The organism is Faecalibacterium sp. IP-3-29, from assembly GCF_023347335.1.
Taxonomy (GTDB): Bacteria; Bacillota; Clostridia; order Oscillospirales; family Ruminococcaceae; genus Faecalibacterium; species Faecalibacterium duncaniae.
In genome coordinates this window covers 2,013,418-2,025,898 of sequence record NZ_CP094471.1, presented here as the reverse complement: position 1 = coordinate 2,025,898, position 12,481 = coordinate 2,013,418, and the positions used below count along the sequence as shown (strand labels likewise).

Genomic DNA, 12,481 nt, shown 5'->3' with positions numbered 1-12,481 from the left:
AAAGGGAGACCGTTCACCCCGAACGGTCTCCCTTTTTTTGTATGTCCGGGGTAGTTGCACCCGGCGGGGCGTGATAGGATAGGGGCAGGAAGGGAGTGAAACTGTGAGCCAACTGGATATCAAGATCAGAAAGCTGCAGGACAACGGTTCGACGTTCCGGGCAAACATTGAGACGCTGTATCTGGGCGGTGTGCGGAGCGCCAAGGTGGACCGGCTGCACTTTGAAGTGCCGGAGGAGTGGAAGGCGTGCACCATCTCGCTGCATGTGAAGCGGCTGAGCGGCACCCTGCCGGACCCGCAGATCCTGGACGAGAACAACAGCGCACTGGTAGACCGGCGGTGGACACTGGAAAAAGAGGGCACCTGGATGCTGCTGGCCATCAACGACAGCGGCTACATTGCCATGACCAAGCCCGGCAAGTACACCTGCTATGACACCATCGACACCGACACGACCACCGAGAACATTACGCCGAGCATCTATGAACAGTTCGTGGCCGAGGTGACGAAGTACGCCAAGCAGGCGCTGGAGAGCATGAACGCGGCCAAGACCAGCGAGACAAACGCAAAAACATCCGAAACCAACGCGAAAGCCAGCGCGGACAAGGCGAAGGCAAGTGCTGACAGCATGGATTCAAGTGTGGCCACCTGCACCACAAAGGCCAAGGAGGCCGAAGCGAGTGCGGTAAGAGCCAAGACCAGCGAGACCAACGCAAAAACGTCGGAGACCAATGCCAAGGCCAGTGAGAATGCGGCAAAGACGAGTGAGACAAACGCCAAAGCCAGCGCTGACGCAGCCAAGAGCAGCGAGACCAAGTCCGCCGCCAGCGAGAAGAACGCCAAGACCAGTGAGACCGCCGCCAAGCGGGCCCTGCAGGACACGGAGACGGAGCACACCACCGCCTTGCAGGACATCACACGGGCCCGCACCACAGCCTTGAACGACGTGGCGGCCTCCACCAGGACGGCCACCGCTGCGGCAAACACTGCCGCCCAGCAGGCCACCGCCGCTGCGGGGAGCGCGTCCACCGCCGCCACCAAGGCCGGGGATGCATCCACCAGTGCGGGTGAGGCATCCACCAGCCGTCAGGCAGCAGAAAAGGCGCAGAAGGCCGCAGAGGATGCCGCAGCGCTTGCCGGGACACGGGCAGGCACGGATAAGACCCTGTCCGTGCCCGATGCACCGGCAGACGCAAAGACCGTGGGCGACAAGTTCAAGAGCATCAAGACCGACTGGAATTCCGTGACGGATAAGCCGGAGACGTTTCCACCGAGTGCGCATAACCACTCGAAATTGGAGTTCGAGAACAAGAATGAAGTGAATTTTGTTGGCATTCCAGAAAACAACACAGTCTACTGGGGATACCGAGACAACACCATTGATGAGTATCGGTTTAATGACGGTCGAGGAAGCGGCGCTTTTGCAAATGTCAGGGCCAAAAAATTCATTGGTTCGCTGGATGGTAATGCAGAGACCTCCTCAAAAACAACCGGCATAACCGACTATAATAGTTCATCCAGAACAATCCAAGTCGGCTATGAGGGCGACGGCCTTAATACGTCGAATCTGACGCACATTGCCGGTTATACGGATGACGGTACGAAGATCAAAGATGTTTCCAAGGATGTGCTGAAAAGCTGGCTCGGGGTCACCAACATCACATCCCAAACCAGTGACCCCGGTGCGGGAAGCAGCCTTGCAACCGGCTCTATCCTGCTGGTGTACGTATAAGGAGGAGAGAACATGGCGATTTATACCGGAATCGGCGGAAGTGCCAAATCGGTCTCCAAGATCTACATCGGCGTGGGCGGTACCGCAAGGCAGGTGCACAAGGGCTATATCGGCGTGGACGGCGTAGCCAAGAAGTTCTATGACGGCGGCAATCCCATCAGTTCCTTTGCATTGGGGACTGAATTTGGCATCTCAGACCCAAGCGGCAACAAGACCTACTGGTATAAGCTGATCCATAAGGGCGTTCCGGGCGGCGGGTTGTACGACAGCACGGCCAACGGTGCATGGCTCTGGAGAACAGACATTGCGGCATCCACTTCCATCAGTAACAATTACATCTACGGCTACGAAGGATGGGCACTGGACAACTGGTGCGTCAACTACCCGGGCGGAAATATCAAGTCCAGTGTGGCAAACCGCCTGATGACCGTGCATCTGCCCTACGTGAAGCAGTCGGATTACAGTTCGGCCAATGTTTCCTCCGGCTCAAACGGCCTTTCGAGAAAGTGCTTTCTGCTTTCCGCGGTCGAGATGGGTATTTACACCTGGCAGGGCATAGATGGCCTGATGGCGCAGGAGGGTGCAAAGCTGGACTACTTCGACTATACAACTGCTGCCACCGACAAGCGAAAAGCAGGCGACGAATACTGGACACGCTCCAAACGAACCAACAACGGCAACTATATGTACGCGTTTTATGCGGACGGAAGTTTCTGCAATGCAGGCTACAGAGAGGACTCGCACGGTCTGCGCCCCTGCATCGTGCTGCCGCTGAACACGCTGGTGAGAACGGTTACATTCTGGGGCGCGGAATTTAATTATATTGACTGAGCACCCAGAGAGGAGATTTCAAAATGGAAGAAACAACGATCCGCCCCGGGTACACGATGCCGACCGAGACCGACGGCACCCCGGCAGATTACAGCGCGATCGAGGCTGCTGTGAACGCACACAACCAAAATGCACAGCCCGGAGAAGCTTACTGGGGCATCCGGCTATGCGGGGCGGAGTATGAGGTGTATGAATACGGGGAAGTTCCTCAGCCACCGACCGCCGAAGAGCTGGCTGCACAGGAAAAGGCCCATAGGGAAGCCCAGCAGCGGCAGGAGGCGCTGGACAAGCTGCCGGAGACGCTGGAAGCGCTGAAAAACGAAAACGAAATGCTGAAGCAGTGCTTGCTGGAAATGAGCGAGACTGTCTATGCGTAAAATCACACAAAAAATCGAAAGGATGGTACTTATGATGGCTATGTTATGGGCACAGGAAATTATGTCTGCTGAGACTATGGAGGAGGCAAAGGCTCTGTATGAGCGCTGCCCCCGCTTGCTGAAGGAGAAGGTCAAGGCGATTCTCGTCAAGAGCGAGTTTGAGGAAATCACACAGTAAGGAGGCGCAGAGCAATGGATGACCTGAAGGTGCGCATCACACTGGGTGACACGACCCTGGAGGGCACATTGGACGAGCTGCTCGAGAGCGGAACTTTCAAAATGGAGTATGACCAGGCAGGGCTTAACAAGATCGTGCAGGAAGCTGTTGCCCTACAGAGAGCTGAGTATCAGAAAGACCCGCAGCATTACCATGTGCATACCATGACCATGGACGAGCTACCGCATCATCCCTGCACAGCATATGGGATTCGACATTTCCATGCATGGCCAATCTGCAGTGGAAAGCATGTCACGATTTGGCCCAATGATGACACCGGTACGAGTTGGCGAGTTTATGTGGGAGGCACTTTGAATACTGCAAAGGAGGTGCAGAGCAATGTCCAGAACCATACTTGACGTTTCCCGCTGGCAGGGCCGCATTGACTGGGACAAGGTCAAGGCAAGCGGCCTTGTTTCCGGCGTGATGATCCGGGCCATGGGCAACAGCAAAGAGGGCAAACCCAGCAAGCCCTACATCGACCCCTATTTCGCCCGCAACTACGCCGAGTGCCAGCGCCTGGACATCCCGGTGGGCGTGTATGGCTACTTCAAGGCCACCACCAAGGCACAGGCCGACAGGGAGCTGGCCCTGTTCAAGCAGGCGCTGGGCGGCAGAACGTTCCAGCTGCCGGTGGCTGTGGACATTGAGGACAAGCTGCAGGAGGCCTTGAGCAAGTCTGCCCTGACCGACATTGTGGCCCACTGCCTGAGCGTGGTGGAGAGCTGGGGCGTGTACGCCATGCTCTACACCGGCCTGTACTTCGGGCAGAACAACCTTTACATGGGCGGCACGGCCCTCAAGCCCTACGACGTATGGCTGGCGGCCTACCGCGCCGAGAAGCCCGCTCCCGGCTGGGCCTTCGGCATGTGGCAGTACACCAGTAGCGGCAAGATCCCCGGCATCGCCAAGGGTGCAGACCTCAGCGTGGCCTACAAAGACTACGCGGGCATCATCCAGCGGGCCGGGCTGACAAAAGTGAGAGGAGCATAAGTGATGAGCAAGAGGCTTTTTATCAGCCAGCCTATGAACGGCCTATCGGACGAGCAGGTGCTGCAGGAGCGTGCCGCAGTGATCGGGAAGGCAAAAGCCGTGTTTGGTGACGATGCGGTTCCTCTGGAAACGTTCTTTGAGGACTTTGGCCCCGATGCGAAGCCGCTGGATTATCTGGCACGCAGCATCGAGTTTCTGGCTAAGGCTGACGTGGCGGTTTTCGCCCCGGGCTGGGAGTACGCACGCGGCTGCCGCATTGAGCGGCAGTGCGCCGAGGAATACGGTATTCCGGTAATGGAGGTGTGAGACCGATGACAAGTTGTCTGATTTCAGATGCGCCATACGCACCCTGGCTCTCGGAGGTTCTAGCTACACTGGAAGAGCACAAGATCGACCGCATCACCGTAGCAGCGCCTCTGGCAGACGGTGAGGTGTTCACGGGGTACTACAACATGAATACCCAAGACAAGGCCCTGCTGGCATCCAATATCCAAGCAGATGCCGTTCTGGATGCGGTGTGTCACAACGGACAGCGCATCCAGCAGGCGTGGGAAGATGACGAGGAGGGGTGAGACCGATGTGGCAGTTTATCACGGAGTATTGGGCCGGGTGGCTCTGTGCTCTGATCGGCGGCGCGATCCTTGCCGCCATCCCCAAGATCAAGGCCCTGTGGGACGCGGTGCTGGCCCTGCTGCACGACCGCATCTATACCGAGTGCTACCGTTTTATGGAGCTGGGGTACATCACCCGCGACGGCCTGCGCAACCTGAATTACCTCTACAAGACCTATCATGTGATGGGCGGCAACGGCACCGGCACGGAATTGTACAAGAGAGCCTGCGCTTTACCCATCCACAACTGAAGAAAGGAACTGACATTATGAACGCACACATCACTGAGAACAACACCCCCGCCATCCCCGCCGCGACCATCGCCCGCACTGTTGTGCTGGCACTGGCCCTCGTCAACCAGCTGCTGAGCGCAGCAGGCAAGCCGGTGCTGCCCATCGACAGCGCCAGCGTGGAGCAGTGGGTGACGGCTGGCCTGACCACCGCTGCCGCCATCTGGGCATGGTGGGAGAACAACAGCTTTACTCCCGAGGCCATCCGCGCCGATGAGTTGCTGGATCAGATGCAGGGGAAGATCAAGTAAGAGTACATAGCACCAGCCCCGGGGAGCCTGATGGTTCCTCGGGGTTGAGTTTGTGTTTTCGACTTCTTTCGACAAAAGGCGTAGCATGATGGGTGAAAGGATGTGTTAGAATGACTGATACACAATTTGACCACTTGCTGCGCCCTCTGGGTATCATTCGCACAAAGAATGATTATTATACTCTCCGGCAGTGTATGACGCTGATTTGCACCAGGCCTGATCGGTTGCGAGCCTTGCAGAAGGAAGTTTATCTGCCTGTGGCGGAAGCTTCTGGTCATGCTTGGAGGGCTGTGGAGAGCGCTGTTCGCAGGACGGCAAAGCTGGCGTGGAAAACTGACCCGGAGAAAGTGCAGGTGTTGGCGGGATACCCGCTGGATCATCGGCCAACGGCGGGACAGTTTTTGGAGATGCTGTATAATGCAGCAGATACTATGTACGAGAAAAAGTAAGATTTGAAAGAAGTATGTAGAAAGAATTGGGGGTGGCGTAAAGGGAAAAATTGTTCGAGTGAGAATGTGTCAGGTGGACCAAACAAAAATAATCCGAACTTGTTTCCGATAGGAGATGGGTTCGGATTATTTGTTTTCTTCGGAAAATTCAATATGGGTGTCCGTGGAAGATGAAATCCGAAATCATAGATTGACCGACATAAGCTACAACATGATTTCAGGAGGACACGAACATGAAGTATGATGAAAGCGTTTGCAAGTTTAATATGGATACCGGATGTGTGGAGCTGCTGCTCCGGGATGGAAGAAAAATTTCCATCGACTGCACCGGGGTCGAGGATGCACTGGACATGACCATGGCGCAGAGGTCAGAACTGGATTATCTCATCTACAACGACCCGCTGGGCTATGCCGATTTGATTCTGAATGGTGACCCGGAGGAATATTTGAAAAACGTAACCGGGAATCATGGACTGGAAGATTAGGCAGTAAAATAGTGTACATTATTGGTGGTCATGTTTTATAGGAAACACTGATAATTAAAAATAACAATATGCAGCAGAAGGTTCTCTTCACGGGGAAATTCTGCTTTTTTAGTAATGTGCAAGGAAGAAGATTTTGTTATGTCTTTTTCTAAAAAAGATATAGGGTGGTTAAAAATCACTAAACGTGCTATAATTCTATTAAAAGAGTTTGAAAAAACCGATGATCGTTATAATTAGAAGGGAGAAGAAAATGAGTTTTTCGTTAAATGCATGTTATGCAGCATTAAAGACTGTAAAAGCCCAAAATGATATGAACCCCAAAAGTTAGACAAAAATCAAATTAAGCGACCCCAACGGTCTGAATCCTGTATTGCACAGGGCTCAGGCCGTTTAGTTTTAATTTGATTCGGCGATTGTTGTAATAGTCGATGTAATCGATAATGGCCTTTTCAAGCTGGTCAATGGAATCAAATTTTTCCAAATAGAACAGTTCTGTCTTGAGCAGTCCAAAGAAGTTCTCGGCAACCGCATTGTCCAGACAAGTGGCTTTCCGAGACATACTTTGCGTAATTCCTTTTGCTTTCAGTAGATTCTGGTAGGACTTCATCTGGTATTGCCAGCCCTGATCCGAATGCAGAATCAGATTGTCAACCTTGTCCGGCAGCTTTTGAAAAGCACCTTCCAGCATATCCGTGATCTGTTTGAAATTTGGATGGCGGCTCAGGTTATAGCTGACAACTTCGCCATTGAACAGATCGAGAATTGGAGACAGATAGAGTTTTTGGTCGTTCACTTTGAATTCAGTAACATCTGTGACCCATTTTCGATTTGGCTGGTTTGTCTTGAAGTGCCGTTCCAGCAAGTTTGGCGCAACTTCTCCGACTTCACCCTTGTAGGAGTTGTACTTTCTTTTTGCGCGAACCTGACAGACTAAGCCCAGCTGTTTCATGAGTTTCCGAACCGTCTTGTGATTCACACAAATATCGTTGTTGTGTAGTTCTTGTGTAATTCTGCGATATCCGTATCGCTTCTTGTTCTCATTGAAGATTGTAATGATCTGTTTTTTTACCATCTGGTACTTCGCAGGATTTTGAGACCGATGCAGGTAGTAGTAAAATGTGCTGCGAGGAAGTCCGGCAAGTTGCAGCAATGCTTTCAATGGATATTTCTGCCTTAGCTCCTGAACTACTTGTGCTTTCTGTTTTGGCGTTCCTCTTCCAGTACCAAGGCGTTCAATTTTTTTAAGTAATCGATCTCCATCCGAAGCCGTTGATTTTCTGCAATCAGATCTTCTTCTACTTGCTTATCCAGCTTTGGCTTCCGACCTTTCTGTGTCCCACCGGCGGCACAGGCTCGACCTCGACGTTCTACCAGAAGTGCCTCTTCGCCTTCTTCCAGATAGATGCGCTCCCAATCTTGAAGCGTACGTCTTGGAATTCCATACTTGCTGGATGCTTCATAAAAGCTTAATTTTTCATTGTGAAGCTGTTTGATGATTTCTACCTTTTGAGCTCCGTTGTACTTTCGTTGTCCCTTTGGCATACAAAAACACCCCATTTCCTAAACAGTATACCATACTGTCTAACAAATGGGGTGCAGTTCAAAATGTGGATGAAGCTTTTAATGTTATGATAATTGCACTTATAGAGAGCAAGAGATATCAGCAGATTAACATAGTCGATATTATACAAGATTTCAATGATAAATTTGGTTTTTCAATTCCTTATTTTCCAATGATGAGACTTCTTTCCAATCTGTGCCGCAAGAAAATTTTGAAGAGAACGCACAATAGATATCTCGTAAATCTTGATAATGAAGCATTGGATAGCATTGGAGAGTCTTTTTGGAATGATTTGGAAAATCAGGAAAGAAACCAGAAAATGTTATTGAATCGTTATGTACAATTCATAGCTACAAAGTACAGCGAGGAAATAACAATTGAGGATGCTGCGAGAGTTTTTAATGCGTTCATTGAGGAGAACGGTGTTGTTTTCATTAAAAACCATGAATATGAAAAAAGTACAACGGAAACATACAGGTTTTGCGTATTACTAAAAGAACTCGAAACATCCGATGGAAAACTTTTTGCATTTGTGGAATCTGCAATAGTAGGGCGGATACTTTCAGAATTAGTGATTTTTACTGGTGATAGAATAGATTTGAAAAAGTCAAATGCAAAGGTTTTTCTTGATACAAATATCATTTTTAAATTGCTTGGTATTAGTACCATTGATCGAAGTGAGTATTATAAAAAACTTATTAAAGATATGATAGATATTGGATTTAAACCTTATGTCTATCAACACACATATAGTGAAATTGTTACGATTCTATCGAGTAGTGAATACTGGATAGGAAATTATCAGTTTGATCCTAGTAAGTCATCTGAGGCAACTAGCTATTACATAATGAACGGAAAAAGTCGAGAGAATGTAGAACTCCAAATAGCGAATCTGCAAGATGATTTGGAGAGTCTTGGAATTTATGTGTATGATATGGATTATCCTCAAAGAATTCCGGTTGGCGTGACCGATGATAAAACATATTATGATAAAATCGTAAGTGAGTATAAAAGAACCAATTCACAATTCAATGAGGGTGAGATGAGAAATACTGTTTGGGACGATGCAAAATCGTTTTTCTTTACAGATTTTCTTAATGCGGGACAAAATGCGTTTAGTTTTGCTGGAATTCAAAATATTTTTGTGACGCATAATGAAACTCTTTCTAAGGTTTCAAAAATCCAGCTATCAGAGAGTGGATCAAAAGTGGAAGCAGCGATTCCTTTTTGTGTGTCGGATGTGTTTTGGGGAAATTTGATTTGGGCAAATTCATCAGAAAGTCTTAGCATAGCAGGAAAGCAACGGCTGATGACGATTGTGGCCGCTGCTTTTGAACCAACTGTGGCAGTGTTACATCGGTTGAAAGAAGAACTAGACAAGTTAGAGAAAGAAAACAAAATTACAAAAGAAAATTGCTATTTTCTGAAGTCAAATCGAATGGCCTTAGATATGCTGGTGAGAATCACAGAAGGAGATGCCAGCAAATTTACAGATAGTACCCCTTTTGAAATACTTGATAAAATTCGCTCAGAAGCAAAAGATGAGGGAATCAAAGAGGAAAAAGTCCGAAATGAAACCGAAAAGCACGAAATAAGGAAAGCGCACGAAAAGTTGGAATGCGAACACGAAGAAAAGTATCTAAAACAACTTGAACAAGAAAAAAGAGATATTGATGCACAATACCAGTCACTTGATGGTGAGAAAGCGCGCCTAGATAAAGAAAAAGAAAAGCTTAAAATGTGCCAAAAAGAGTGTGTGCAAAAGGCTACAAAAAGATGCGAGCATATAAGGATGGCTTTTTTAATTGGGATAGTGCTGTGGCTTATTGTTGGGGTAGTATTACTGATGAAATTCAATGTTTTATATTCGTGCGTTGAGTTGATATTCGGTATTTTGGTGACGCTGATTTTCAATAATAAGCTAGCATCGTGGATAATAAAGGATGCAGACCTTCAAGAAAAGATTGCCTTAATACAAAATTATGAAAAAATGAAGGAAGCACTTATACTACAATACTATAAACGAGAAAAGTGTACATTGAAAGAAATTATGCAAATTGAAAAACAATTGAGTTCTATTCAAGTTAAAAAAGATGATTTGGCAAGACGTACACAAGAAAACTTTGAAAAGCAATGTGAAGCAAGAGGCAAGATTGAAAAATTGAAGAACAGTTGCGTAGAATGAATTTTGGTATAAAGTGAGAGTGTGATTTAGAGAAAACTAATACCAGTAATTTTAGCATACAAAAACAGGGTGCGCCCACCCGGACGCACCCTGCCAAAGACCACAGACAAGAACGATATGTACAACAGGGAGTTCCCCAGAGCAGAGTTCCCATAAAACAGTATTTGCAAAAGTTCCCTAAATGGGGAAGATTTGGCGTGACTTCGGTCACGCCTTTTCTTTTGCTTCCAGTTCATCCAGAGGGATGTACCCCAGCCCATCGTACTTGATATGGATGTGCTGCACCCGCTTTCCGCTGGACTTATTCGGGGCATCTACATAGATAGCCGACACCAGTTCACGGAGAGCATAGGGAGTGAGTTCTTCAATATGAACGTACTTGTGCGCTTTCTGGACGAATTTTTCAATATTCTCGATTTGCTGTTCCTGTACTTCGATTTCCTGTTGGATAGAGAGGGATTCCTCTTCCAGCTGCTTCTGTTCGGCATCGTAGCTCTGGCTCATCATGTCGAAGCGGTCATCGCTCAGCTTTCCATTGGCGTTGTCCTCGTAGATTTTCATGAACAGCCGTTTGAGGTCTACAATCCGCTTCTCATTCCGGGCAAGCTGCTTCTTCAGGACGGTCAGCTTTTCGCTGCTTTCCACACGAAGCTGCTCCTCCATGACCTTGCGGAAGTAGTTTTCATGACGGAGAATGTAGTCCGTCACCCGCTGAACATGACTCAGCACACGTCCTTCCAGAACCTTTACCCGGATGAAATGTCCCTTGCACTTGCTCCCGTTCTTCTTGTGCAGAGAGCAATCAAAGAAGTCTTGACTGAAGTCCCTGTTATTGGACGAACCATATTGCATCTTGGAACCGCAGTCAGCGCAGTAGACCATACCGGAGAAAATGCTGCTCTTGCCTGTTCGGGTCATACGGTGACGCTGGCTGCGAATCTCCTGAACCTTTTCAAACACATCATCGTCAATAATGCGCTCATGTGTATCCGGGAAGATAGCCTGATTTTCCACAGGATTCAGATGTCTCTTTTTATCCCAGATAGAGTTAGTATAGGTCTTGAAGTTGACTGTGCAGCCAGTGTACTCCCGGCGTTCCAGAATCAAACTTACTGCTCTTTTATCCCAGCGATAAGGGTCTTCCGGGGCAGGTGCGTTTGTGCTCCGGCCATGGCTCAACTTGTAGGCGGTAGGAGTCAGAACTTTATCTGCCCACAGTTGGTTCGCAATTTGGGTCGGCCCACGTCCCTCCATGCACATGGAGAAGATGCGCTTCACAATCGCAGCCGCTTCCGGGTCAACAAGCCAATGCTTCGGGTTCTCCGGGTCTTTTACATAGCCGTACGGAACATTAACCGTCAGCGGCACTCCACGCTCTCCCTTGGCCTTCTGGACAGCCCGAATCTTGCGGCTGGTATCGCGGGCGTAAAACTCGTTGAACCAGTTCTTAATGCCCGCAAAATCGTTGTTTACGCTGTTCGGGTCAATGGTGTCGTAGTTGTCGTTAATGGCGATGTAGCGAACGCCATACTGGGGAAAGGTGAAGTTGGTGTACAGACCAGTCAAGGCAGAATTGCGCCCCAGTCGGGACAAATCCTTCGTGATAACGATTCCTACACGCCCTGCTTCGATCTCGACCAGCATACTCTGAAAGCCGGGACGGTCATAGTTCGTGCCGGAGTAGCCATCATCCACAAAGAACACCGGGTTCGGGAAGTGGTTCTTTTTGGCGTATTCCAGAAGGATGACCTTCTGGTTCTCAATGGACAGGCTTTCGCCGAGCCGTGCGTCCTCTTGCGACAGTCGGCAGTAAAGTGCGGTGATTTTATTCGTTGCTCCAGACATTGTTGTGTCCTCCTTATTCTGTGGAGCAACTGTCAGTACAGGATTGGTTACCGGATCAAGTATAGCAGAATTGGACGCAGTTGTCATTCGTCTGCACCCTCATCTTCAAATTTTTGCTGGGCGTTCTTGGCAACAATGCGCTCCAGTTTCTTCAAAAAGGATTCCTTGCCCTCATAGCTGCCGGTCACGGTGTAGGTGGTGTGACCGACTTTCTCCGTGGTGGTCAGTTCAGGAATCCAGAATGCAGACAGGTTCTTGACATGGAGATTGCCGTTCTCATCTACATAGGAGCCGTGCTTCTTCTGCTCTTCGGTCAAGGGCTGCCGCTTGAAATAGATTTCGTTTTCGGAGATGCTCACGGTTTCGCTGGCTTGCTCCTTCGGGGCATCGTCATACAGCTGGGCAAAAAATGCCAGTGCATCTTCGGGTGAGTCTTCCTCCATGAGCTGCTCGAAAACTCGCTGTTCCTCTGCCGAGAGGTTATTCCATGCGGCTTCCAACTCCTGCTCGTTGGCTGCGTTGACGAAGGCTTCGATCTCTTTTTTCATGGTGCATCCTCCTTTGGCTGCGAAAAGCGGATTTTCAAAAAGTATGGGTTTTCGTGAGAGCAAGAATCGTCCCGTGGCCACAAATTTTCAATTCTTGAAAATTCTT

Annotated in this window: 17 protein-coding genes; 13 read left to right on the top strand and 4 right to left on the bottom strand. The window is 49.2% G+C overall.

All coding sequences use genetic code 11. The features are described from left to right. The first annotated feature begins 103 nt into the window (after positions 1-103). The 12 genes from MTP40_RS09725 (at position 104) to MTP40_RS09670 (ending at position 6,236) form a co-directional block, all read left to right on the top strand. Entirely contained in the window at positions 104-1,732 is a 1,629-nt protein-coding gene (locus tag MTP40_RS09725) for a hypothetical protein (protein WP_249259263.1), read from the top strand. Positions 1,733-1,744: 12 nt separating this feature from the next. Next, positions 1,745-2,563 carry a DUF6273 domain-containing protein gene (locus MTP40_RS09720; protein WP_249259262.1) on the top strand — a complete coding sequence of 273 codons (819 nt, stop codon included), beginning with the start codon at positions 1,745-1,747 and terminating at the stop codon, positions 2,561-2,563. Between the two features lie 23 nt (positions 2,564-2,586). After that, positions 2,587-2,940, top strand: a complete 354-nt coding sequence (locus tag MTP40_RS09715; RefSeq protein ID WP_249259261.1) for a hypothetical protein — start codon at positions 2,587-2,589, stop codon at positions 2,938-2,940. A gap of 31 nt (positions 2,941-2,971) precedes the next feature. Continuing rightward, the gene (locus MTP40_RS09710; RefSeq protein WP_249259260.1) at positions 2,972-3,118 is read left to right on the top strand and encodes a hypothetical protein; all 147 of its coding nucleotides are present in this window, start codon (positions 2,972-2,974) and stop codon (positions 3,116-3,118) included. A 14-nt stretch (positions 3,119-3,132) separates the two neighbouring features. Beyond that, a complete protein-coding gene (locus MTP40_RS09705) occupies positions 3,133-3,516 on the top strand; it encodes a hypothetical protein (protein ID WP_249259259.1) in 384 nt (127 codons plus the stop codon). Continuing rightward, positions 3,497-4,150: a GH25 family lysozyme gene (locus tag MTP40_RS09700; RefSeq protein WP_249259258.1), complete on the top strand. Its 654-nt coding sequence runs from the start codon at positions 3,497-3,499 to the stop codon at positions 4,148-4,150. The genes MTP40_RS09705 and MTP40_RS09700 overlap by 20 nt, the downstream gene beginning before the upstream one ends. Positions 4,151-4,153: 3 nt before the next feature. After that, entirely contained in the window at positions 4,154-4,456 is a 303-nt protein-coding gene (locus MTP40_RS09695) for a DUF4406 domain-containing protein (RefSeq protein ID WP_249259257.1), read from the top strand. Positions 4,457-4,461: 5 nt separating this feature from the next. Next, on the top strand, positions 4,462-4,722 hold the full coding sequence (locus MTP40_RS09690; protein WP_249259256.1) for a hypothetical protein: 261 nt from the start codon (positions 4,462-4,464) through the stop codon (positions 4,720-4,722). Between the two features lie 5 nt (positions 4,723-4,727). Then, positions 4,728-5,012: a hypothetical protein gene (locus tag MTP40_RS09685; RefSeq protein ID WP_249259255.1), complete on the top strand. Its 285-nt coding sequence runs from the start codon at positions 4,728-4,730 to the stop codon at positions 5,010-5,012. A gap of 17 nt (positions 5,013-5,029) precedes the next feature. After that, positions 5,030-5,302, top strand: coding sequence for a phage holin (locus MTP40_RS09680; RefSeq protein WP_097772491.1), 273 nt, complete (start codon positions 5,030-5,032; stop codon positions 5,300-5,302). A gap of 110 nt (positions 5,303-5,412) precedes the next feature. Then, positions 5,413-5,751: a sporulation initiation factor Spo0A C-terminal domain-containing protein gene (locus MTP40_RS09675; RefSeq protein ID WP_249259254.1), complete on the top strand. Its 339-nt coding sequence runs from the start codon at positions 5,413-5,415 to the stop codon at positions 5,749-5,751. Positions 5,752-5,984: 233 nt separating this feature from the next. After that, positions 5,985-6,236: a DUF6061 family protein gene (locus MTP40_RS09670; protein WP_249259253.1), complete on the top strand. Its 252-nt coding sequence runs from the start codon at positions 5,985-5,987 to the stop codon at positions 6,234-6,236. Between the two features lie 340 nt (positions 6,237-6,576). On the opposite strand, the gene MTP40_RS09665 is transcribed toward MTP40_RS09670, so the two are convergent. Together MTP40_RS09665 and MTP40_RS09660 are read right to left on the bottom strand one after the other, a co-directional pair. Further along, complete coding sequence (locus tag MTP40_RS09665) at positions 6,577-7,473, bottom strand: IS3 family transposase (RefSeq protein ID WP_249260079.1); 897 nt, start codon at positions 7,471-7,473, stop codon at positions 6,577-6,579. Then, positions 7,422-7,778 carry a helix-turn-helix domain-containing protein gene (locus tag MTP40_RS09660; RefSeq protein ID WP_197039581.1) on the bottom strand — a complete coding sequence of 119 codons (357 nt, stop codon included), beginning with the start codon at positions 7,776-7,778 and terminating at the stop codon, positions 7,422-7,424. Before MTP40_RS09660 ends, MTP40_RS09665 begins: the two co-directional genes overlap by 52 nt. Before the next feature lie 65 nt (positions 7,779-7,843). Between MTP40_RS09660 and MTP40_RS09655 the strand changes: the two genes are divergently transcribed. Further along, entirely contained in the window at positions 7,844-9,982 is a 2,139-nt protein-coding gene (locus MTP40_RS09655) for a hypothetical protein (protein ID WP_249259252.1), read from the top strand. Between the two features lie 207 nt (positions 9,983-10,189). On the opposite strand, the gene MTP40_RS09650 is transcribed toward MTP40_RS09655, so the two are convergent. After that, on the bottom strand, positions 10,190-11,914 hold the full coding sequence (locus MTP40_RS09650; RefSeq protein ID WP_442900417.1) for a recombinase family protein: 1,725 nt from the start codon (positions 11,912-11,914) through the stop codon (positions 10,190-10,192). Next, positions 11,911-12,375 carry a hypothetical protein gene (locus tag MTP40_RS09645; RefSeq protein ID WP_005924522.1) on the bottom strand — a complete coding sequence of 155 codons (465 nt, stop codon included), beginning with the start codon at positions 12,373-12,375 and terminating at the stop codon, positions 11,911-11,913. Before MTP40_RS09645 ends, MTP40_RS09650 begins: the two co-directional genes overlap by 4 nt. Positions 12,376-12,481: the final 106 nt, after the last annotated feature.